Origin of the sequence: Daejeonella sp., from assembly GCF_036405355.1 — a bacterium.
Taxonomy (GTDB): Bacteria; Bacteroidota; Bacteroidia; order Sphingobacteriales; family Sphingobacteriaceae; genus Daejeonella.
Window position 1 is genome coordinate 1 of record NZ_DASWXT010000063.1, and the last position, 25,046, is coordinate 25,046.

Annotated in this window: 15 protein-coding genes; 12 read left to right on the forward strand and 3 right to left on the reverse strand. The window is 40.3% G+C overall.

The features are described from left to right. The 4 genes from VGE44_RS07985 to VGE44_RS08000 form a co-directional block, all read left to right on the forward strand. On the forward strand, positions 1–1,253 hold a 1,253-nt coding region (locus VGE44_RS07985; protein WP_331077732.1), incomplete at its 5' end, for a TonB-dependent receptor plug domain-containing protein. 1 nt (position 1,254) lies between these two features. After that, positions 1,255–2,406, forward strand: coding sequence for a DUF4249 domain-containing protein (locus VGE44_RS07990; RefSeq protein ID WP_331077734.1), 1,152 nt, complete (start codon positions 1,255–1,257; stop codon positions 2,404–2,406). 26 nt (positions 2,407–2,432) lie between these two features. Further along, complete coding sequence (locus tag VGE44_RS07995) at positions 2,433–4,853, forward strand: hypothetical protein (RefSeq protein ID WP_331077736.1); 2,421 nt, start codon at positions 2,433–2,435, stop codon at positions 4,851–4,853. A gap of 470 nt (positions 4,854–5,323) precedes the next feature. After that, complete coding sequence (locus VGE44_RS08000; protein WP_331077738.1) at positions 5,324–7,900, forward strand: family 20 glycosylhydrolase; 2,577 nt, start codon at positions 5,324–5,326, stop codon at positions 7,898–7,900. A gap of 210 nt (positions 7,901–8,110) precedes the next feature. Here VGE44_RS08000 and VGE44_RS08005 read toward each other — a convergent pair whose 3' ends face one another. Next, entirely contained in the window at positions 8,111–8,515 is a 405-nt protein-coding gene (locus VGE44_RS08005; RefSeq protein ID WP_331077740.1) for a DoxX family protein, read from the reverse strand. A 236-nt stretch (positions 8,516–8,751) separates the two neighbouring features. Here VGE44_RS08005 and VGE44_RS08010 point away from each other — a divergent pair, with 236 nt between their 5' ends. The 4 genes from VGE44_RS08010 to VGE44_RS08025 are packed head-to-tail and all read left to right on the forward strand — an operon-like array spanning position 8,752 to position 14,900. After that, a complete protein-coding gene (locus VGE44_RS08010) occupies positions 8,752–9,354 on the forward strand; it encodes a TetR/AcrR family transcriptional regulator (protein WP_331077742.1) in 603 nt (200 codons plus the stop codon). 51 nt (positions 9,355–9,405) lie between these two features. Next, entirely contained in the window at positions 9,406–10,731 is a 1,326-nt protein-coding gene (locus VGE44_RS08015; RefSeq protein ID WP_331077744.1) for a TolC family protein, read from the forward strand. 8 nt (positions 10,732–10,739) lie between these two features. After that, positions 10,740–11,801: an efflux RND transporter periplasmic adaptor subunit gene (locus VGE44_RS08020; RefSeq protein ID WP_331077746.1), complete on the forward strand. Its 1,062-nt coding sequence runs from the start codon at positions 10,740–10,742 to the stop codon at positions 11,799–11,801. A 12-nt stretch (positions 11,802–11,813) separates the two neighbouring features. After that, positions 11,814–14,900 carry an efflux RND transporter permease subunit gene (locus VGE44_RS08025; RefSeq protein WP_331077748.1) on the forward strand — a complete coding sequence of 1,029 codons (3,087 nt, stop codon included), beginning with the start codon at positions 11,814–11,816 and terminating at the stop codon, positions 14,898–14,900. 164 nt (positions 14,901–15,064) lie between these two features. Here the strand turns inward: VGE44_RS08025 and VGE44_RS08030 are convergent, their stop codons facing one another. Further along, positions 15,065–17,257 carry a M28 family metallopeptidase gene (locus VGE44_RS08030; protein ID WP_331077750.1) on the reverse strand — a complete coding sequence of 731 codons (2,193 nt, stop codon included), beginning with the start codon at positions 17,255–17,257 and terminating at the stop codon, positions 15,065–15,067. Between the two features lie 96 nt (positions 17,258–17,353). Continuing rightward, positions 17,354–17,767, reverse strand: a complete 414-nt coding sequence (locus tag VGE44_RS08035) for an OsmC family protein (RefSeq protein WP_331077752.1) — start codon at positions 17,765–17,767, stop codon at positions 17,354–17,356. 166 nt (positions 17,768–17,933) lie between these two features. On the opposite strand from VGE44_RS08035, the gene mnmE reads away from it, so the two are divergent. The 4 genes from mnmE (at position 17,934) to VGE44_RS08055 (ending at position 25,039) form a co-directional block, all read left to right on the forward strand. Next, on the forward strand, positions 17,934–19,373 hold the full coding sequence (gene mnmE, locus VGE44_RS08040) for a tRNA uridine-5-carboxymethylaminomethyl(34) synthesis GTPase MnmE (protein WP_331077754.1): 1,440 nt from the start codon (positions 17,934–17,936) through the stop codon (positions 19,371–19,373). Between the two features lie 585 nt (positions 19,374–19,958). Next, positions 19,959–20,558, forward strand: a complete 600-nt coding sequence (locus VGE44_RS08045; RefSeq protein ID WP_331077756.1) for a TetR/AcrR family transcriptional regulator — start codon at positions 19,959–19,961, stop codon at positions 20,556–20,558. An 84-nt stretch (positions 20,559–20,642) separates the two neighbouring features. Beyond that, positions 20,643–21,809 (forward strand): efflux RND transporter periplasmic adaptor subunit, encoded by a 1,167-nt coding sequence (locus tag VGE44_RS08050; protein ID WP_331077758.1) that lies wholly within the window; start codon positions 20,643–20,645, stop codon positions 21,807–21,809. A gap of 68 nt (positions 21,810–21,877) precedes the next feature. Further along, positions 21,878–25,039 (forward strand): efflux RND transporter permease subunit, encoded by a 3,162-nt coding sequence (locus VGE44_RS08055; protein WP_331077760.1) that lies wholly within the window; start codon positions 21,878–21,880, stop codon positions 25,037–25,039. The last annotated feature ends 7 nt before the right edge of the window (positions 25,040–25,046 follow it).

Below are 25,046 nucleotides of genomic sequence, written 5' to 3' on the forward strand. Positions count from 1 at the left end.
CCTATAAAATGGCTTTTGATATTCAGCAGGCAAATTTTAAGACAGATTTCAATTATTATCTCAGTTCAAAGCATACCATTGATTTCGGGATCAGCACTATTCGATATGATCTTAATCCCGGAACATTTCAGCCACTCGGCTCCCAATCACTTGTAAAATTAAATGAATTAGCTCCTGAACAGGCTTTTGAGAGTGCTATTTATGTCGGAGATCGTTTTGATCTGAGCTCAAATTTGTCAATGGATCTTGGCGTTCGCTACTCTATGTATAATTACATGGGACCTAAAAGTGTTAATTTGTATGCGCCAAATCTTCCAAAAACCGAAAGTAATGTCATCGGGGCTGCTTCCTATAAAAAGGGAGAAATGGCAAAAATTTATCATGGTCCGGAACTTCGTCTTTCTGCCCGGTATCAGCTTAGTGAAGACTTCTCAGTTAAAGCAGGTTATAATACCTTAAGGCAATATATTCATCTTCTGACCAACACAACTGCAATTTCTCCGACCGATATCTGGAAGCTTAGCGATCCGAATATCAGGCCTCAGTATGGCGATCAGACTTCTCTGGGCTTTTACAAGAACTTTAAAGACAATACCATTGAAACTTCTATTGAAGGCTATTTTAAGAATTTAAAAGACTATCTGGATTATAAAAGTGGCGCTAATTTGATTTTGAACCATCATATAGAAACAGATGTAATCAATACTAAGGGTAAAGCTTATGGTGTTGAATTCCTGGTTAAGAAATTAAGCGGAAAGTTAAATGGATGGATGGGCTATACCTATTCCCGAACCTTGTTGAAAATGGACGACCCGAATGCCGGTCAGATCATCAATGGAGGAAAATATTATCCAGCTAATTATGATAAGCCACATGATTTTAGTCTGGTGGCCAATTATCGTTTCTCTCATCGCTTTAGTGCCTCTTTTAATACCGCTTACAGCACAGGAAGACCAATAACAGTTCCTATCGGTAAATATTTTTATGCCGGCTCACTGAGAGCTAATTACTCTGATAGAAATGCACTTCGGGCTCCAGATTATTTCCGGACTGACTTTTCATTAAATATCGATGGAAATCATAAGATACATCAGCGAACACATAATTCATGGACATTAGGAATCTATAATGTAACGGGCAGGGATAATGCATATTCAACCTATTTTACGTCTGAAAAGGGAATCATCAAGGGGTATCAGCTTTCCATTTTTGGATCTGCTATTCCATTTGTAAACTATAATATCAGGTTTTAATATGAAGACAAGGATTTTTAAATTGATTCTGTGCATCTCAGTTCTGCTGTTTTCACTGTCTTGTAAAAAGCCGTTTGAACATGATGCAATTAGTGATTCAGCTACCTTGCTGGTAGTTGAGGGGATAATCAATCAGGGTGGTCAAACAAACATAATGTTAAGTCGTACACTTAAAATTGCAGATAAGAGCGTATTGCAAATGGAAAAGGGCGCAAAGGTTCAGGTTGAAGGCAGTAATAATTCCATCCTGGCTTTAACTGAAAGTGCTGCCGGTATCTATACATTGCCAAATACTACATTTAATGCGACTCTGCAATATCGTCTTAGAATTAAGACAATTGCTGGTAAGGAATATCTCTCAGACCTTATGCCGGTACGTACTACGCCTGCAATTGACAGTTTGAACTGGAGAAGAGAACGAGATGGTGTAGGACTTTACGTTGATGCCCATGATAGCAATAACAATACAAAATATTATCAATGGGATTATGTTGAGACCTGGGAACAGCGCTCGGTTGGATATTCGGATTATGTTTATAATACAGTAAGTAGTAGCATTGGTAGTAGGGATTATGCTGAAATTCTTAAAATGTTCACCTGCTGGAAGAACGAATCATCAACCAATATTCTGATCAGCTCAACAACCAAATTAAGTTCTGATGTGGTGGATGATTTTCAACTGGCTTTAATTCCCAATCGTTCTGAGAAATTGGGTGTTCGTTACAGCATTCTGGTCAAACAATATGCAATTGGAAAAGAGGCTTATGATTATCTCACATTAATGAAACGGAATTCTGAACAGTTGGGGTCAATTTTTGATAATCAACCCACAGATATCATAGGGAATATCAAGTGTATCAGCAACCCGGACGAAAGGGTAATTGGATTCCTGAATATTTCTCAAATTATTGAGAAGAGGATTTTTATTAATAATAGTCAGTTGCCTTCCTGGAATTTTATTCTGGGCTGTGAACCAATAGTGGTTAAAAATCATAAGGATAGTTTAAGGAATGCTTTTTCAAGCGGGGCGAATCTGATTGTCACCTCCAACATAGGTTTGGATGGTAGAATACAATCTTACGATGCAAATTCATCACTATGCCTTGATTGCCGTACAAGGGGAGGCAGTAATGTTAAACCAATATTTTGGTAACCTTAATAAATAAACTGCCTCAAACAATGCTAAAATCAGTAAAATCAGTTAAAAACAAACTCCTCAGAACATTGGGGATGCTTTTACTAATGGCATGTTTTTCTGATGCATTTTCACAGTCTTTTAATCAGGATTCAATTACTAAGCGGTTTGATCAGTATTCAGAACTGAACCTCCAGGAAAAAGTTTATGTTCATACCGACAGGGAGCTTTATCTGGCTGGCGAGATACTCTGGTTTAAATTGTACAATGTAAATACAGTTTCCAATACATCAGTTGATTTCAGTAAAGTTGCATACGTTGAGATCATTGATAAAAATCTAAAACCTGTTTTGCAAGCTAAAATTGCAATTGATGGGGGGTCGGGCAGTGGATCTTTATATTTACCGGTATCATTATCCAGCGGGAATTATCAGTTCAGAGCTTACACAAGCTGGATGAAAAATTTCAGTCCGGATTTTTATTTTGAAAAGAATATCAAACTTGTAAATACTCTGACAAAACCTGAGAAGAAACAAGCTTTGAATGAAGAATTGAATTATGATATTCAGTTCTTTCCTGAGGGTGGAAATATGGTTGAATCTTTGCCTGCAAAGCTTGCTTTCCGTGCGATTGATAATCAGGGTCTGGGTATAGATTTTAGAGGAACCCTTGTAGATGAAAATAATAACAGCCTTTTGAGTTTCAAACCTCTGAAATTCGGCATTGGTTCCTTTTCTTTTACTCCTGAAAATGGTAAAAAATATAGAGCAGTTATAGAAATACCCGGATCGAAAACTATCACTAAGGAATTGTCTTCTGTTAAGACGGGTTATGTTCTGCAGATTGAAAATGCAGGTAAGGAGCAGATTAAGGTTAAAATTCAGGCCAATGAAGGTTCCTCAAATCAGCAGCTTGTTTTATTTGTGCATACCCGGCAGAACAAAAAGCTAAGTGAAAGTATCACTCTAAATGGGGGTAAGGCAGAGCTTTTGATTGAAAAGAAGAAGCTTTCTGAAGGAATATCACAATTTACACTATTCAATTCTACTGGCAAAGCCCTTGCAGAACGCTTGTATTTTATTCGACCTGCCAGTCACTTAAATTTGGCTATAAAAGCCGATAAGTCAGCTTATTCAACCCGTAAAAAAGTAATCCTTGAATTACTTTCTAAAGATGAAAAGGGCCTTGAAATTGATGCTGATGCCTCTGTTTCAGTATTTGCTTCAAATGCTAATCCTGCAGACGAAGCTGATATTTTCAATTATTTGTGGTTAAAATCAGATTTAAAAGGGAATATAGAATCACCGGGTTATTATCTTAAAAATAAGGATGCTTTAGCCGATGAAGCACTTGATAACCTGATGCTGACTCATGGCTGGAGAAAATTTGTGTGGCAAAATGTGATTGCCGGGAATAAGCCTGTATTTGGATTCATACCCGAAATCGACGGACATATTATTCATGGGCGAATTATTGACACCAGAACTCATGCACCTGCAAATAATATTCTTGCCTATTTATCATTGCCTGGCAAAAAGCTGCATCTCTATGGTGCAAGAAGCAGTAGTTCCGGACTTGTTCGCTTTCATACCCGAGACATTTATGGTCCTTCAGAACTTGTAGCCCAAACGGATACCCAACAGGATTCCACTTATAAAATCGAAATTCTGAGTCCATTTTCAAAAGAATATTCAAGTACAAAACCGTATGAACTATTCCTCAATGAAGATCTAAGGAATCAATTGTCCACTCAAAGTTTGAGCAGTCAGGTTCAGAATGTTTACTCATCGAATAAATTGAGAACCTTTTATCCTGCTTTGGTTGATAGCAGTGCATTTTACCTGAAACCAGATAAGACCTACCTATTGGATAATTTTGTGCGGTTCACCACAATGGAAGAAGTGTTAAGGGAATACGTTGTAGAGGTACCGGTTACTCGGCAAAAGGATGATTTTTCTGCATGGGTTATAGTAAGGCCTCATCTTACAGATATTCCGAAAAGTGTTAAACCCCTGATCATATTAGACGGAGTTCCAATTTTTGACTCGGGTAATAAGATCATAAAATACGATCCTAAAAAAGTCCGTTCACTGGATGTGGTAGCCCAAAAATATTTTCTTGGTGCCTTGAATTTTGAAGGGATCTTGAATTTTACAACCTACAAAGGCAATTTGCCTGATTTTCAGCTTGATACCAGAGCTACTATCGTGGATTATGAGGGTTTACAGCTTAAAAGAGAATTTTATTCACCGGTATACGAGACAGCCTCACAGACTGAAAGCAGACTGCCTGATTTCAGAAATGTACTCTATTGGTCGCCTGATATTAAGATCAATTCAGACGGTAAAAAGATAATTAGTTTCTATACTTCTGATCAGGAGAATAATTATACAATTATGCTTCAGGGAATTAGTTCTTCGGGAAAAGCTGGTTCTGCGAGTTTGAATATTGAGGTTAAGAAATAGTTTGACAACATGTACTATTAGATCGGCGACCCCGAAGGGGTCGAATGTATTTGTAATTATCACATACGACCCCTTCAGGCAATGTCATTAAGTTAAGGGGCAGGAGGTTCTGGCCTTCGCCAGATCCGATATCTATCGGATGACAATGTATTATTTAAAAAATGGAGGAGATCCTGACGAAAGTCAGGATCGTAATCCTTAACTTAATGACATTGCCCTTCAGGGTTGTGATTTTCGCAAAACATTTCTATAAACATTTGACCCCTTCAGGGTCAGTAGAAAGAATTCCACCATGTATTGTAATCGTCATGATTGAAAAAATTTTAAATCATTTCAATGCTAGCGCGCTTCTATGGCGCGTAATTCTTTTATCGAGAATTTGGGTTTGCAGCAAAAAATATTGATAACTTAATTGTCACCAGACACTAATGTTTTTGTAATTTGTGTTTGCAATTATAATCACCCCAAATATGATTCTTAAAAGATCCATGAGCAATGGTTTTTCCTGCTTTATCCTGAGCTTAATTCTATTATATTCTTCTGATCAAATCCAGGCACAAAATAAAATCAAAGATTTAAGAATCAGTGTTCAATGGCAACCTGTTCAGAATAATTATGATGGTAAAAGTCAATCATTGTCAGTTTTGAGTTTGACAAACGAATCAGCAAATGATTTGCCTTCAAATGGCTGGACTTTATATTTCAATTATTCAGGTGATTTTCCAAAGCCCGATAGCAGGGGCTTAACAATTTCATTTGTCAATGGGGATCTTTACAAAATTGAGCCAAATGCAGCTTCTGATGGTATATCAGCAGGTGCAACAATAGATTTTCAAATGATCAGGTCAGGGAACATTGAGAATGTAACTCAATCTCCGCAGGGATTTTACGTGGTTCTTTCAGAGACACCGGATAAAGCCACTCCTGTAAAGTGTACCTACCCGGATCCTTCAGTCGAGTTTCTGAGTTCACTTCCGGCATCAAAAACCTGGATGGATCCTGCTTATGTGTATTCTAAGAATCAGGATGTTCAGGATATAGAGGAATCGAAACTGCCATTAATATTCCCGAGTCCACTTGAGTATAAGTCAATTACGGGAAAATATACAATCAGCGGGAACGCTGGTATTTCTTATGATCCTTCATTTGCCAGGGAGGCTTCGTATCTGATTGAAGAGCTTGGTAAGGTACTTAATACCAAACCATCAATTAAACAGAATAATACGAATGGTATCATTTTGAAAAGAGATCCTAAAATTAAAGAAGAAGGCTATGAATTAAGCGTTTCGGATAAGGGAATACTGATAGTGGCTTCAACACCAGCCGGGGCATTTTATGGCATTCAGTCGCTCAAGTGTTTGATACCACCATTAAGCTGGCGTAGCAAGCAGAATTCAATTATACTTCAGGCTGTTGAAGTGAAGGATGAGCCTCGCTTTGGATACCGTAGTTTTATGCTGGATGTGGCAAGGAATTTTCAAAGCAAAGAAGAGATCCTTAAAGTGCTGGATCTTATGAGTTTATATAAGTTGAATGTATTTCACTTCCACTTTTCTGAAGATGAAGGCTGGAGGGTTGAAATTCCATCGCTTCCTGAATTGACCCAGGTTGGAAGTGTTAGGGCGCATACAATCGATCATAAAAGTAACATTCAACCCGCATTTGCTTCAGGTGGTGTTCCTAATCAATTACCTGGCAGCGGACATTTAAGCCGAAAGGATTTTATAGAAGTCCTTAAGTATGCCACTGCCAGGCATATACAGGTAATTCCTGAAATTGAATCTCCGGGTCATGCCCGTGCGGCAATTAAAGCGATGGAAAGCCGGTATGAGAAGCTGATGAAAGCAGGGAAACCGGCCGAAGCTTCCAGATACCGTTTGATTGATCCTCGGGATAAATCTCAATACCGTTCTGTACAGGGCTGGAATGATAATGTGATGGATGTAGCCTTACCTTCAGTTTACAATTTCATTGAAAAGGTGACTGATGAACTGATTCTTATGTATAAAGAAGCCGGAGCACCGTTAAAAACGATCCATTATGGGGGAGATGAGGTGCCGGCGAAAGTATGGGAGAAATCTCCTGCATATCTGAAAATAAGATCCGAAAATCCTGAGATAAAATCTACGGATGATCTCTGGTATTACTATTTCGGAAAAATCAATGCAATGGCTAAAAAGCGTGGACTTTTTGTTTCAGGCTGGGAAGAGGCAGGAATGCGTAAGACTTATCTCGATGGCAAGCCACATTATATTGCCAATCCTGATTTCGCGGACGATCATTTCCAGTTACATGTATGGAATAATGTAATAGGCTGGGGTGCGGAAGATCTGGCTTATAAACTTGCAAACGGAGGTTATAAAGTTGTTCTTTCACCTGTTTCGAATCAATATTTTGATCTTGCTTACAATAGCTCTTATTATGAGCCCGGCTATAAATGGGGTGGTATGGTCGACGTGGACAAACCGTTTTATTTCATTCCTTATGATTTTTTAAAGAATGTTAAAGAAGACGGGCAAGGCAGGCCGATCAAAGATCTGGATCAAAGTAAAATGATCAGGCTAACTGATTATGGTAAATCCAATATCGTCGGTCTGCAGGGATTGTTATGGTCTGAGAATAATATAAGCAAAGAAAGACTGGAGTATATGATGCTTCCAAAAATGCTGGGCCTTGCCGAAAGGGCATGGGCACAGGAGCCTGATTGGGCTGTTGGGGAGTATTCAATATTAAATGATCTTTACTATAGAAACTCCTGGTCCCAATTTGCTAATCGGGTAGGCAAACGTGAATTGCCACGTCTGACTTATTATAACGGTGGTTTTTCCTATCGGATTCCTGAACCGGGTTTGAAGATTAGGGATGGGAAGGTATATGCCAATATTCAGTTGCCCGGACTTGAGATCAGATATACCAAAGATGGTTCAGATCCGGTGGCCGGAGGTTCGATTTATACTAGTCCCATAACTGAAAAGGGAAAGTTTCGTTTTGCTGCTTTTGATGTATCAGGTAGGAGAGGAAGGGTTGTGGGGGTAGAGAATAAATAGATAAACTTATCAGATGGGTTTATTCATCTGGTCAGTTTGTCTGCAATCTTTTGAGAGAATTATTTTATTCTCGTTCAGAATTATATTTATTTTTAGAGATTAAGATAATTTCTCTTGCGCTGTTAAGTTTTTTTGTTGAAAACGTCCTTTGGTGATTCTTAATCCTATAATCCTACGAATCCTATAGCTCCTTAATCCTATTAATTTTAATTATTTATTAAGCCTGTTATCAATTGAAAAACGTCCCGACCCGGTGAGGAATATAACTATAAACATACCCAGGAAAAGGAGTGATTTTTCTTTAGTGCCGAAATCATCAGCGGAGTGTGCAATGAAAAATGCAACCGACATATTGATAATCAATGGAATTAAAGATAAGCGGGTGTAAAGTCCTACGATCACAAGAATTGCACATAAAAACTCCGCAAAAGTTGAAAGATAAAGAGAGGGGACCTCGCCCAGTCCGATAGGATCTCCAAATTTCAGGTTTCCTTGCAGTACTTTCTGAAATTTAGGGTAACCATGTGTCAGCATTACAGCGCCTGAAACGATCCGAAGAAATAACAAGCCCAAATCATTAGCCAGTGGAGCACTTGATAGAAAAGGTGATTTCATGATCTTAAAATTTGTTAAAAAATGATGCTTCGATCTCTAAGATAACAGGATTTTTTAGTTTATTTCAAATTTTGCCTTTGAGTTTATTTATTAATTGATTTTTTAAGCTGATTGCTGTTGAATTTCTGTTCGCTTATCCTCACAAATTGTGATCCTCATCATTTTCACTCTTTTTTTATTTGGATATGTGTTTTTTATTTATCTTTGTAAGTGAACGCTCACTATTTTATTAATCAATGAAAATCTCCGATACTAACACTTTTACCGAAAGACAGATTGAGATCATGCAGGCTGCTACTCAGCGGATCGATAAGCATGGAATTCAGGATCTTACCATTAAGAATCTTGCGGCAGATCTGGAGCTCTCTGAGGCCGCGCTTTATCGCCACTTTAAAAGTAAGAATGATATTTTAATGGGATTGCTTAATTATTTCATTCTGGAAATGGAAGTAAGACTCTCTGCAATAATTGGCCAGGCAGAAGTGAATTCTGAAGACCTGCTAAAGCAAGTTTTTGATTCACAGCTTGGGAGTTTCGTGAAAAATCCTGCAATTGTGAGTGTAATCTTTTCTGAAGGGATTTTTCAATTTAATAAGGATTTAAATACAAGGGTAATGGAAATGATGAAGCTGATGCAGCTCAATATTCAATCTGTGATTTCAAAGGGTATTGACGCAGGTCAGATCAGAGGAATTGCCGATCCTTCTACTATCACTACGATTATTATGGGGAGTATGCGAATGACCGTATTGAAGTGGAAATTATCCGGACATAAATCAAATCTTATTCATGATGGTACTACTGTGCTATCCGGAATTTTGAACATGATAAGAAAGTAATACAAATCATCTTATGACACTCATTCTATCATATTTTAATCAATTTAACCCATGAAGTTAGTAAGTATTTACAAACATACTCTTCTGTTAGTATTGCTGGTCTTTGCATCTTTGAGCTCAAAGGCTCAGCAATGGTCCTTAGATCAATGCATTGATACCGCCCAGTTGCATAATAAGAACCTGCAGATGAGCCGCAACAGTATGTTAATCCTTGAGCAAAAGGAGAAGGAAGCAAAGGCGAATTTGCTGCCCAAGCTCGCACTTAATGCTGATTACCGGTATTACACCGATCAGCCTACCCAATTATTACCACAGTCGGTTTTTGGGGGGCCTGCAGGACAGTTCAAAGAAACCCGCTTCGGAGTGCCACATAATATCAATGCGAATATTCAGTTATCGATGCCTCTGTACAATGCTCAACTGAACAGTGCTGTTGATAACAGCAAAATTGCATCTGAGTTGACTGAGTTGCAATATCAGCGCACCGCAGAGCAGGTTATATATGATATTTCTAATTTATATTACAATGCTCAGATACTTCATCATCAGCTTAGTTTCATAGACAGCAATCTCGTTAACACGAAGAAATTACAAAAAAATATAAGTCTTCTGCATGAGCAGTTAATGGCTAAAAGTTCTGATGTCAGCAAAGTGGACTTACAGGTTGAGCAATTGAATACTCAAAAGGAAATTGTGAAAAGCAGATATGTGCAGGTATTAAATACACTTAAATTTCTAATGGGACTTCCCCAGGAAAGTTCAGTAAGTATTGACCCGGCTATAAAGTATCAGGTTAAACAGGAATATGCAAGTTTATCGACCATAGATATTCGTCAGGCGAGGATTCAAAACCGTTTGATCAATGCTGAGCTTAACACAATCAAATATTCAAGGCTGCCAACACTTTCATTGTTTGGCTCTCAGGGTACAACGGGCCTGGGATATGATAAAAGTCCTGATCAGTTTTTGAAGTTTTTCCCTGTTGGCTTTGCAGGCATACAATTGTCTTATCCATTATTTCAGGGAACAGTAACTAAACACAAGATTAATCAGAAAAAGTATGAATTGAAGAACAATGAACTTCAGATAAGTTTATTAAGTGAACAGAATTTAATGCAAGTTGATAATGCTAAAATGCAGCGTCAGGTAGCCCGGAAATCAACGGAGACCATTCTGCTTCAAATGAGACTTGCACAATCAATTTATAATCAAAATATCATACAGCAAAAGGAGGGTACTGCAAGCTTAACAGATGTTCTGTTGGCAGATAATGCCTTGCGGGAAGCGCAGCAGTCGTATTTAAATGCGATAGTTGATTATTTGAAAGCCGACCTCGAGTATAAAAAGTTAACCGGAAATATTTCTGTCTTTAAATAATATCAGCAATGAAAATCACAATTAAAAAAGCCCTGATTATCATAATTCCAATAGTCATTGTAATGCTTGCAGTTATCCGCCTCAAAAGCAATAAGGAAAAGACTCAAAAGGGAGTTTATCAATATAATAGGGAGCAGGTAATCTATGTTCAGACGGATACTGTAAGATTTGAAAAGGTCAGTTCAACTTTTAATTATACGGGTTCATTTGAGCCTATAAAAGAGAGTCGAATCAGTTCTGAATTACAGGGGAAGATAAATCAGATTATGGTTGCGGAAGGTAATTTTGTTAAAAAAGGGCAGGCCATTATTCAATTGGATAATTCTCTGCTAAAGCTGTCTTTGCAGTCTGCTCTTGTACAAATGGAAGGGCTCGATGTTGATGTAAAGCGATTTGGAATCCTTGTTAAAGCCGAGGCCATACAGGGTGTACAGCTTGAAAAAGCAGAATTGGGTTTAAGGTCTGCTAAGGTGCAGGTCGCTTCGCTTCAGGAGCAAATAAATAAATCTACGATCAGGGCACCTTTTTCCGGTGTTGTAACGGCCAAATTGAGTGAAGTAGGGGCATTTGCTTCACCGGGTATCCCATTAATGCAGATCTCAGACATTTCCACCCTAAAGTTTATTGTCAATATTCCTGAAGCTGATTTAAATCGATTTCAATTGAATCAGACCTATTCTGTTAGCTCAGATGCCTACCCTGATCTTGATTTTTCCGCGAAAGTTGCCATGATTGGAAGTAAAGCCAATACAGGAAACAGCTTCCCGGTGCAATTGATAGTCAATAATACATCAGATTTAAAGATAAAATCTGGCATGTTTGGTAAAGTAATTCTGAAAAACCCTGAATCTGAGAAGGGAATCTTTGTTCCTTCTTCTGCATTATCGGGTACTTCTGAGCAGCCTCAAATATACCTGATCAGGAATGGAAAGGCGGTTTTGCAAAAAGTCATGATAGTAGCTAAAATGAAGAATACCAGTAAGGTCTCTTCAGGTTTAAAACCCGGTGATGTTATTATCACAGGGGGGATGATCAATCTGTTTGATGGGGCTAATGTACAGGTACGATAAAATCGCTGAATTATGAATATTACAGAAATTTCAATCAAGAGACCATCGCTTATCATTGTTTTATTCAGTGTATTTGCTCTTTTAGGCTTCATCGGATACAAGAATCTAAGCTATGAGCTCATGCCTGATTTTAACCAGCCGGTTGTTGTTATAAAAACTGGTTATCCAGGGGCCGAGCCTGAGGAGGTTGAGACATCCGTTTCAAGAAAAATTGAAGATGCGCTTTCAAATGTTGAAGGTGTGGATTATCTGGTTACCAAATCTTTGCCAAATGCATCAGTGATTATTGCTAACCTGAAATATGGAACTGATCTGGATAAAACCATGCAGGATGCACAACGCTATATTGATAATATTAGAAAGGATCTTCCGGAAGATATTTTAAGTCCGGTAATGAGTAAGGTTTCGCCAAATGACCTTCCAATTATGTCAGTTAGTGCCAGTAGTAAGATACCTGCCACGGAGTTCTATCAGAAAATGAAGGATGAGTATCTGCCTCAGATCCAGCAGATTAAAGGCGTTGCAGAGATCACCATACTTGGTGGTGAAGAGCGGGAAGTTCAGGTAAAAGTAGATATCGATAAACTCAAGTTTTATAAAATATCATTACCCCAGGTTGTTGATGCCATAAATCGTTCAGGAATTGACCTGCCTTCAGGCAAAGTACAAACTGATAAAGAATCGAGCTCGGTGAGATTAAGCGGAAAGTTTAATTCTACTGATGATATTAAAAACGTTCAGGTTGCGATGCCATTGCCTGGTAGTCCGGTTTATGTAAGGGATGTTGCTGAAGTAACAGATGGGTTGAAGGAGGCGACTTCTATTAACCGTTATAATGGACAAAATGGAATCGGACTTCTGTTAAAGAAGCAGGGGGATGCTAATGCAGTGGAGGTTTCAAAGCTGGTTCGGGAGAAATTTAAGTTTATCGAGAAACTGGATGAAGCACAGGGCGTTAACTTTATCATTGCTTCTGATAGCACCGATAATACGATTGCAGCTGTTGATTCAGTGATTTTCGACCTGATTCTTGCAGTAATTTTGGTTTCAGTGGTCATGCTTTTATTTCTCCGCAGTTTCAGAAATTCATTTATTGTTCTGGTGGCGATTCCTACCTCTTTGATTACCGCATTTGCTGTGATGTGGTTATTGGGATATACCCTCAATCTGATGACCTTACTGGCCATGTCATTGATCATCGGTATTCTGGTCGATGATGCTACGGTAGTATTGGAAAATATTCAGAGGCATCTGGATATGGGAAAAGAAAAACGCAAGGCCTCGATGGAAGGCAGGATGGAGATCGGTTTTTCTGCATTGTCAATAACACTTGTCGACGTGGTGGTATTTTTACCTATTCTGTTTTTGCAGGTCTTTGTAGCCGATATGCTTAAGCAGTTTTCAGTCGTTGTTATCACCTCAACACTTACAAGTTTACTGGTAGGATTTACACTGACACCCTGGCTGGCATCGCGAATTGGTGTTAAGGAAGATTTGAAGCCAAGTAATTTCTTTAATCGTTTTTTGCTCTGGTTCGAGCAGTTGCTGGAGGGTTTTACCAATTCGTATGGAAGAGCACTTGAATGGGTATTAAGTCACAAATTAATTTTTGCTGGGATTGTGCTTCTATTATTTGTGATGACTCTGGGAATCATGAAACAGGGTATTATTGGAAAGGAACTTATCTCTACAGGTGATCAGGGTAAATTCAGAATGAATCTGGAATTTGATAAATCAACAACTCTGGAACAAAATAATGAGGTTTCATATAAGATTGAGACTTACATATTGAAAAACCCTGCCGTTGCAACGGTGTTTAGCAATGTGGGAGGACCGAGCACAGGAATTGGAAGTTTAGGGCAGGGATCTGCCAATAAAACTGAGTTTACCATTCAATTGAAACCTGCATCCGACAGGGCCGGGCAATCTACAGAGGGCTTTATGAAAAAGCTAAGGGAAGAGTTGCAGCTGAAATTCCCGGGGATAAACTATTCAATGGCATCATTAGGTTTGATTCCCCGCTCAGCTCCGATAGAGCTTACTTTAAGCGGCAGTAATGAGGAAATGGTGATGAAGGCCGGAGCCCAAATGCAAACGGCAATCGGACAAATTCCCGGTGCAGATAATGTACGTCTGTCTGTTGAGCCAGGAAGTCCGGAATATATGGTCGTGCCTGATAAAGACAAGATGCAGCGTTTGGGTTTAAGTACAGCCTATGTGGGCATGGCATTGAGGACTGCCTTTACCGGAAATGACGATGCAACTTTAACAGAAAATGGCACTGAGTATCCAGTCAGAATCTGGCTGGATAAGTTTAGTCGTCAAAATTATGATGATGTAAAGCGTTTAACGGTAATCAATCCGATGGGTATACCGGTAGAGGTCTCTCAGTTTGCAAGTATAGAGCAAAGCAGCACAGCATCATTACTTGAACGGAAAGACAGACAACCGGCTGTTACGCTAACTGCGGATGCATTGGGACGTCCCTCAGGTACAGTTGCTGACGATGTAGTGGCTTACCTAAAGTCAAATCCCCTTCCTGGCGATGTGCAAATGACCTGGGGAAGTGATATTAAAAGACAAAATGATAGTTTTGGTGCCTTAGGATCGGTTTTGCTTATTTCCTTCCTGCTCATTTACCTGATTATGGTTGCACTCTATGACAGTTTTATTTATCCTTTTGTGGTCTTGTTCTCAATACCGGTAGCCTTAATTGGAGCATTTTTAGCCCTGAATCTTTCAATGAATAACCTGAGTTTGTTTGCTCTGCTTGGTTTGATCATGCTGATGGGGCTGGTGGTAAAAAATGCAATTCTGATTGTTGATTTTACAAATCAGTTAAAGGCAGAAGGAATGTACTTCAGGCAGGCATTGATTACTGCCGGAAAGGGAAGGATGCGGCCTATTCTGATGACTACCTTATCAATGGTCATCGGGATGTTGCCAATTGCTCTGGCCTCAGGTACAGCATCAGAATGGAAGAATGGTCTGGCCTGGGTAATTATCGGCGGACTATTATCCTCACTCATTCTCACTGTTTTTCTGGTGCCTGTGATTTATTATCTGGCAGACAGGCTCAGGGAGAAAATGGCTAAATAAGACCCGATAGCTATTGGGTTGTGAAATTTCCGTTTTTCGACTTGCGAAATCACCTATGCGAGCGGAAAGTCGATTTCGTCAGTCGCTAAATTATAATGTGACTGACGAATTTTACTTGCATGGCGCCTAAGTAAATTCGTAACCCGATAGCTATCGGGTCTGACCTAGTCTGCCAGCTTAGCAGTTGCCTTTAAATGCTCAGCCAATTTTCCAATTGCACTTGCTGCAATATTTATTTGCTGTTGTGCCTCTTTCCAGTCGCGCTGTTCAATTGCTTCACGAATCCCGGGCATAGTCTTTACTCCATATCCGGTGTAAAATCCCGGAGCATAAAGTGTATGCTTGTACCATGGACGACGTGGCAAGCCTTGTTCTGTCAGCAAGCTTTGCTCAGCACGGTAAAGAGCCTTGTTGATATCTTCGAGAGCTGATTTTGCAATAGTTCCTTTGCTCAGGCTTTCAGATAATGAATTTGCCGATTGGTCAAGTTGAACCAAAGAATTCTGAATGGGGGAGAAGTCAATGAAAGGGACTTCTGCTTTTGCTACAGGCACTTTTGTAGGCTTGGTTGGATCATCAGCCAGCTTATAGTTGTTGCCTTGTACCACCTGGTTGAAAACCAGAGTAGATTCTCTCATTTGATCAGTCATGATGATCATTTCAGCCACATAAGTTGATATTGTTTTATGCAGGTTTTTAAATTCAAACGGAAGCGTATCGGCATTTGCCATTCTAAGCACAGCCCGGCCAATGGTTTGAGAAAGCGCACGACCATAACTGAATCCCGGATCGCCAAATCTGCTGTAATAATCGTAGGAGTCATAAGCAGTATGATATTCACCTCCGGCATTTTCACCGCCATAATAAATGTTCAGTGAAGGTATACCGGCATGCTGCAGGAACGCAGAATAATCAGAACCTGAGCCTAAAGCCCCAATGCTCATAGATTTTTTAGCCATATTATCCTTTCTGGATTTATCAGTGCCTGAATTAACAATATCCCTGGCTTTTAAACGCTCAAAAACACTCACATTGGTTTGAGGGTCAGTTACATCCTTTGCAATCCCGTCAACCATAGATTCCAATCCATGAGAGCCTGCAGCCGATAGGAAACCTCTGCCATTTCCATCAGAATTGATATAAACTACCGCTTTTTGCTTCAGTTCAGCGGCATGATCTTCCACCCATTCGGTAGAACCAATAAGTCCGGGTTCTTCTGCATCCCATGCACAATAAACCAGGGTACGTTTTGGTTTATACCCATTTTTAACTAATTCTCCGATCGCCTTTGCCTCCTCCATCATAGCAGCGATGCCACTTATCGGATCATTTGCGCCGGTATTCCATCCATCGTGGTGATTGCCGCGAATAACCCATTGATCAGGATATTCAGAACCTTTGATTTTAGCAATCACATTATAAGCAGGCACCATTTTCCAGTCGAATTCTACTTTCAGTCTGACGGAAGTTTTTCCGGGACCGATATGATAGGTAAAAGGTAATGCTCCGCGCCAGTCCGGCGGTGCTACCGGTCCGCCCAGGGCCTGTAACAATGGCTGTGCATCATGATAACTGATTGGCAAAACCGGAATCTTCAACAGATTTTCAGCGTCTTCTTTTTTTAAGCGCTTTGCATTTTCAGTGGCACCGATAAATGGCGTTAAAGGATCTCCGGGATAAATAACCATATCCATGATCGAGCCTCGCTGTACACCATGTTCGTTTTTAAAGCTTCCTTTCGGATAGACATCCCCCTGGAAATAACCATCCTCCATTGGATCGGAATAAATGATACATCCAATTGCCCCATGCTCCTGCGCTACTTTTGGTTTAATGCCCCGCCATGATCTTCCATATCTCGCAATCACGATCTTTCCTTTGACATCAATCCCTAACTTTTCAAGCGTCTCATAATCTTCCGGCAGGCCGAAGTTTACAAAGACCAGTTCAGCGCTTACATCCCCATCGGCACTCCATGCATTATAAGTTGGAAGCTGATCCGGGTGACCGGATGTTGCATCCTCTTTATAGGCGGGTTCTTTCAATAAAGCTTTGAATTTTGTTGGGGAAGTCATCTCCAGTATCCGCACTTTAGGCGTTGGAAAAAGAACCTTATAAACTTCAAGTTCAGCATCCCAACCATAACTTTTGAATTTGGCAAGCAGATTTTCTGCGACTTCCTTACTTGCCTGAGAGCCCAAATAATGAGGTTTCAAAGTAAGTTCCTTAATGGTTTTACCAATATTTTCGCTGCTGATAAAACCGTCAAAGCTTGATTCTAATTGTTTCTGATCTTGTGCAGAAACTGCACCGAAAAATATCAGAATTGCAGTTATTGAAAAAAAGAGTTTCTTCATTTTTTGATGTTTATAAAAGAATGATTTACAAATCGGTCCAGTATATCCAGGCATGCACAGCCTGATAACAGACAACTGATAACAGATAACCAATAATTAACCGACCAATTTTGCTTCAACACTAATATCAGTGTTTAATAATTTTGAGATGGGGCAATTTGCTTTGGCATCTGCTACCGCTTCATCAAATTTTTCCTGGCTAATCCCTGGAACCTTAGCATTTAATGTCAGGTGTGAAGAAGTAATTGCCCCTCCATCTAATGTAATATCACATTGGGTAGTCAACTCTTCAGCAGTAAAACCCGCTGCATCAAGATTGAAAGATAATTTCATTGTAAAACATCCGGCATGTGCCGCAGCAATCAATTCTTCGGGATTGGTACCGGTACCTTCCTCGAATCTGGACTTATAAGAATATTGGGTATTACTTAAGGTTCCGCTTTGCGAACTTAAGGTACCATTTCCACTTTTACCGCTTCCTTTCCAAAGGGCTGTTGCATTTCTTTTCATCTGTTTATTTTTAGTTTTTTACCCCGAGCATGTCGGATTTATAGCTGAATAAATTGTTAATTAATGTATCAGGACCATCAGTTCCTTATCTAAAAGCAAGATAGTAAAATCTCTTTTATCATGAAGGGATAATGACGACATTTGCAATGGTTAAAATTGAAAGCAAATGTCTGATAGCCCTGCCGGAACCTCCTTATACAATTCTGATACAATTATTGCCCTTGCAACCCCTTCCGGAATTGGGGCAATCGGAGTAATCCGGCTTTCGGGTCCGGATGCAATCAGTCTGGTTAATGAAGTTTTTGGAGGGAAGGATCTGAGTATTCAGCATAGCCATACCATTCATTTTGGGACGATAAAGGATGGGAAGCAGGTACTGGACGAGGTTCTGGTTTCAATATTCATCGGACCGAGATCATATACCCGGGAAAATGTAGTGGAAATCTCTACACATGGTTCTGCATTTATCATTGAGAATATTATAAAATTATTAATCCGAAAGGGGGCAAGGCCGGCAAATCCTGGTGAGTTTACCTTGAGAGCATTTTTAAACGGTCAGCTGGATCTTTCACAGGCAGAGGCTGTAGCCGATCTGATCGCATCCAATTCTCAGGCATCACATCAGGTAGCTATGCAGCAGATGCGGGGTGGGTTTTCCTCTGAGTTGCAGCACTTGCGCGATCAGTTAATTCATTTTGCATCCATGATTGAGCTGGAGCTTGATTTCGGTGAGGAGGATGTAGAATTTGCTAACCGGGATGATCTCAAAGGACTGATTTATCAGATTCAACGCATATTGCATCGTCTGATTCAATCATTTGAACAGGGTAATGTGATGAAGAACGGAGTGCCTGTAGTTATTGCCGGCAAGCCCAATGTGGGTAAATCGACATTACTGAATGCCTTGCTTAATGAGGAGCGAGCAATTGTTTCGGAGATAGCGGGTACCACACGGGATACTGTCGAAGATCATATGATCATCGGCGGAATCAATTTCCGTTTCATTGATACAGCCGGTATCCGCGATACCGAAGATATCATCGAGGCCAAAGGAGTGGAGCGCACCCATGCAAAGATCAAAGAGGCAAAACTGATTATTTATCTTGTTGATCCAGAGCAGGATGTGGAAGAGATTGTGGAGCAGATGAAATATATTGAGAGTCTGGGCATTCCGTTTTTGACGGTGGTTAATAAGGAAGATTTGCTTACTGCTGAATTTGAGCAGGAGGTATCAGGTATCAGGTATCAGGGATCAGGTGGAGGCGACCCAGACAACAGGCAACAGACAGCAGATAACATTCTTTTAATTTCTGCCAGAAACAAAACCGGCATTGAAGAACTAAAATCTGAGATTCTCCGCAAAGTAAATCTCCATTCAATCAATACGGATGATGTTCTGGTTTCCAATATCCGTCATCTTGAGGCCCTTCAAAAAACCGAAGAATCATTGAACAGGGTTTTGCAAAATATCGATCAGCCGATCACCTCAGATTTTCTTGCAAGCGATATCAAACAGGCACTTTATTATCTTGGTGAGATCACAGGGCAGGTTACGACTGATGATTTATTAGAGACCATATTTAGTAAGTTTTGTATCGGAAAATAACAAGGTTGCACTTAGAGGCAGAATCCTAGTTATTTATAGCGTTAATACAGATTTTGTTTCTTTTATAGGATTATAAAAGCCTATGTTACCCACCGTTTTCTTACGATTTTCAGACTATTTGTTTTCAGTATGAAACTGTATTAAAAAAAATCTCAATTCTTACTCCGATTCAAACCCAGTTGTTCATCAGGTAAATTAAACACCTCTGTTCCTTTCCATCCCAATATAACTCGTTTAAATACGCGAATCCTTAGTTGTCCTGCATTATCTCCTTTTGTAGAGTAAAATATCACGATCATAATAAACTTCTTTTATAACTTGTTTTTAAGTTTGAAAACGGGGTAAAAAACTCCATGTTTCCGCCGCCATTTTTGACGGTATTCTCAAAGTTTTCTTACAATTTTCCCGACTAATCGCTTTTGGCTGCTTTTAGTGTCTTTTGCCGGAATCTTAAAAAACTGTGACAAAGGTTTGACACCATGAGTGCTTCTGTCATCTCAGTATAATAAGTTTTATTTTCCTCACTTCTATATTTCCATATTCAAGATACATTGTTACTTTTGCTAACACCGTTAGGGAAACGATATGGGAATAATAGAGCGCAGGCAGCGGCAGAAGGATGAGGTGAAGAATGATATTATATGCACCGCATGGCAAATGGTTATGAAAGATGGCTGGCAGGCACTGTCTATTCGTAAAATTGCCGAAGCGATAGAATATAGTGTACCGGTGATTTACGACCATTTTGAAAATAAGGAAGCTATATTGCTTGAGTTCAGCAAAACGGGTTTTAGGAAATTGTCGGATAAAATACTGGAAGCAAAAAATCAGCATACTGACCCTGCTGAACAGATCAGGGCTATGGCAGATGCCTACTGGGATTTTGCTTTAAATAATACAGAGCACTACCAGTTAATGTTCGGTATAGGTATGGCCTGCTGCGAAATTTCCAAAGCAATGCCTGAACAGGAAAAATTCAGAAGTCTGGTGATGGAACCGATCGAAGCTCTTATCGGTAAGAATAAGCGCAGTGATCTGAATGCCTGCCTGAAGTATCATACCTTCTGGTCGGTTATGCACGGACTGATCTCGATAAAAATCATCGGCAATGCTGCCATTGACGCTGAGTTGAATAAACTTGTTCTGGACGATGCCATTGCCGGATTTATTAAAAACCTTGCCTAGCCCTTTTTTTTCTCCTGCTATCTAACAGTGTTAGTAAAAATATCAATGTTAATAACTATGCTAAATACCAAACCAATGACAACTATGAATAAAACCAACAAGTTAAGCCTGATGCTATGGGCGATTATAATTCTAAGTGTTTATAGCAGTTGCACCTTATCATCCGCGAATAACGAGATGCCTCCACCGGCACCTGCCGAATATTCTGTTATCAATGTCAGCTCCCGTGAAGTGATAACCTATTCGGAATTTACAGCCTCTATAGAAGGAAGTCGTGATATTGAGATCCGTTCGCAGGTAGATGGGTATATATCAGCTATTAATGTCGACGAAGGTGATTATGTAAATAAGGGGCAGTCATTATTCAAGATCGATGCTAGACCATTTACTGAGCAACTGAATACAGCCAATGCTATGCTGCTATCGGCAAAAGCAGCGCTTGAGAATGCTACTATTAACGTAAATAAACTTAGTCCCCTCGTTCAAAATAATATTGTTTCTGATGTTCAGTTAAAATCGGCAAAGGCGTCTTATGATGCGGCTCTGGCAATGGTTGCTCAGGCGCAATCACAGGTTCAAACCGCAAAGATTAATCTCGGATTTACGACAATTAAAGCTCCTGCAAGCGGCTATGTAGGGGGGATTCCCTATAAATCCGGAAGTCTTGTGAGCAGAACTCAAGCGGAGGCATTGACTGTATTGTCGGAGAATAAATCAGTATATGCATATTTCACAATGAGTGAAATTGATTTTATCAATTTTAAAACTGAATATTCCGGCAGCACAATACAGGATAAGATAAAAAGCCTCCCTGAGGTTGAGCTAGTACTGGCAGACAATACGATTTATCCTTTGAAGGGTCGTGTGGAACTTGCGCAGGGCAGCTTTGATAAAACCAGTGGCACCATTAGTTTCAGAGCGATCTTTAGCAATGAGGCAGGTTTGCTTCGTTCGGGTAATACCGGTAAGATCAGGATACCCAATCTGAATACCACTACCTTACTTGTACCTCAACAAGCTACTTTCGAGCTTCAGGATAAGATATTTGCATATTCACTCGGTGACAGTAATAAAGTCATTGGTAAACCAATAACGGTTACAGGAACTTCCGGACGTTTTTACATGGTATCAAATGGCCTGAAAGATGGCGACCAGATTGTTTATGAAGGTATAGGCCGGCTTGCCGATGGAATGATTATTAAACCCAAACTAATCTCTGCCGACAGCTTGCTGAAAGCAGATTCTTTCTAAGAAAAAAGAACCCATAAAAAAAATTAACTGCCACTTAAAATAGGATTTGGAGGCTTAATAACATTCTCATGCTTAAACTATTTATTGAAAGACCAGTTCTTTCAACCGTGATATCTATTATTTTAGTGCTTCTGGGCATTATTTCACTAATGAGCCTGCCGGTTACTCAGTTCCCGGATATTGCACCACCCACAGTACAGGTAACGGCATCTTATCCCGGTGCTAGCGCCGAGGTAGTAGCGCGCTCAGTTGCAACACCAATTGAAGAAGCCGTAAACGGAGTGGAGAACATGACTTACATGACTTCCAACTCCAGTAATGATGGCTCTATGACGCTGAACGTATATTTCAGACAAGGAACAGATCCAAACATTGCTGCGGTCAATGTTCAGAACCGTGTAACAAAGGCCCTGAGCCAGATTCCGCAGGAAGCGGTACAAACAGGGGTGTCGACCCAGAAGGTACAAAACAGTATCATTATGTTTGTTGCGCTGGCCAGTAAAGACACATCCTACAACGAGACCTTTCTTCAGAACTATATTAAAATTAATCTCGTTCCACAGTTACAGCGAATTCCGGGTGTGGGGCAGGCGCAGGCATTTGGGGCTCATGAATACTCCATGCGGATTTGGTTAAAGCCTGACCGACTGAACTCCTATAAGCTCTCACCACAGGAAATTACCAACGCAATAAAAGACCAGAGTTTAGAAGTGGCCCCTGGCAGGCTTGGTGAAAGCAGCAGGGAAGTGTTTGAATATATATTGAAGTATAAGGGAAAACTGAATAAAGTAAAAGACTATGAAAATATAATTATTAAAGCCAATGCTGACGGATCAACCGTTCAGTTGAAAGATGTTGCACGTGTGGAATTTGGCTCGTATACCTATGCTTCAAACAGCGTGTTAAATGGTGGTCCTACTTCAGGGGTAGCTATCTTCCAGACCGCAGGTTCCAATGCAAATGATATTCTGACTGAGGCTGAACGTCAGATCAAGGAGTTTGCCCTTACCTTACCCGCAGGAGTTGAGCCGGTGATTATGTACAATTCCAAAGAGTTTCTGGATGCTTCAATCACTCAGGTGAAACATACCTTGCTGGAAGCCTTTATACTAGTCTTTATTGTTGTATTTCTATTTCTGCAGGATTTTCGTTCTACTCTTATCCCGGCGATCGCTGTTCCTGTAGCCATTATTGGTACATTCTTTTTTATGAATTTATTCGGTTTCAGTGTTAACCTGCTAACCTTATTTGCACTGGTACTGGCAATTGGGATTGTAGTAGATGATGCCATTGTAGTAGTTGAGGCCGTTCATACCAAGATGGAAAGAACGAAGCTGAATGCAAAAGACGCGACGATCGAATCGATGAGTGAAATATCGGGGGCAATAGTTTCCATCACCCTGGTGATGTCGGCGGTTTTCATTCCGGTCGGGTTTATGCAAGGGCCTGCAGGAGTATTTTACCGGCAGTTTGCCTTTACTCTATCTATTGCTATTCTAATATCTGCTGTGAACGCGCTGACCTTAAGTCCGGCCTTGTGTGCTTTGTTTCTGAAAAATCCTCATGCAGATGCTGATGGAGCACATCCGCCGAAGAAATTTGCTGGACGCTTTTTTGATGCATTTAATACTGCGTTCAATGCGATGACGAACAAGTACATCCGTTCAATACAATTCCTGATCAGGCGTAAATGGGTAGCCCTTTCAGGCTTAGCTTTAGTGTCTGCCATTACTTTTGTGATGATACAGCGGACTCCGACCGGTTTCATACCTACGGAAGATCAGGGCTTTTTATTATATGCTGTAAATACTCCTCCCGGCAGTTCGCTGGAGCAAACACGCCGTGTGATGAAGGATATTGATAATATAGTGAAGAGTGAACCCATCAACAAGAATCATTACCAGGTAGAGGGACTGAACTTTATTTCCAATGCCAATGCATCATCGTATGGAGCTGGCTTTATCAGGATGAAGGCAGAGAATGACCGGGGACCTGTCAAAAACCTCGATCAGATTACAGCAATGATGACACAAAAAGTTGCCGACAAGGTAAAAGGTGGTAGCGCATTTTTCTTCACTTTCCCCACTATTCAGGGCTTTGGAAATGTGAGTGGTTTTGAATTTATGCTTCAGGATAAGACCAGTGGTACTATGGGTAAACTTGATTCGACCACCAAAGCATTTTTAGGAGCCCTGATGCAGAAAAAGGAAATTGCCTATGCATTTACCACATTTGCAGCAGGTAATCCTCAATATCAGCTGGATGTAGATAATGCCAGAGCAAGGCAGATGGGGGTGCAGGTGAGCGACCTGCTTCAAACCCTGCAGATTTATTATGGCAGCAGTTTTGTCGGCGACTTTAACCGCTTCGGGAAATACTACCGCGTGATGGTGCAGTCAGATGCGCAATACCGGGACAATCCCAAATCCCTGAATGAAATTTTTGTAAAAAATGCACATGGGGAAATGGTGCCTGCAAACGCATTGGTTACACTAAAAAGGGTTTACGGACCAGAAACCGTTACACGTAATAACCTGTTTAATGCTGTTACGATCAATGGTGTTCCTAAACCCGGCTACAGTACGGGAGATGCTATCAGGGCGATCCAGGAAACTGCGAAAGAAAATCTGCCGCGTGGTTATGCTTATGAGTGGACCGGGATGACCCGGGAAGAGATAAATTCAGGGTCTCAGGTTCTTCTGATCTTCCTGATGAGTATGATATTTGTTTATTTTCTTCTGGCAGCCCAATATGAGAGCTATATCCTGCCATTTGCAATTATTTTAACAATACCACTTGGAATCTTCGGTGTGATGCTCTTCATCAATATGCTGGGCATTGATAATAACATTTATGTTCAGGTCTGTTTGATTATGCTGATCGGGCTGCTTGCCAAAAATGCCATTCTGATTGTAGAATATGCTGTGCAGCGTCGTAAGGCCGGAATGGATCTCGTAGCGGCTGCGATAGAAGCTTCAAAACTGAGGTTACGTCCCATACTCATGACCTCCTTTGCATTTATTGTTGGATTGATCCCTCTGATGCAGGCAAAAGGAGCTTCTGCACTTGGTAATCATTCTATTGGTGCCGGTGCAGTAGGAGGAATGCTTACCGGCGTGGTGCTTGGTGTATTTGTGATACCGGTACTGTTTGTGATCTTCCAGGCCTTACAGGAGAAAATTAGTGGCCGTATAGTTCCCCCGCTTAAAAAAGAATTAAAAGAAATGTGAATTTAAC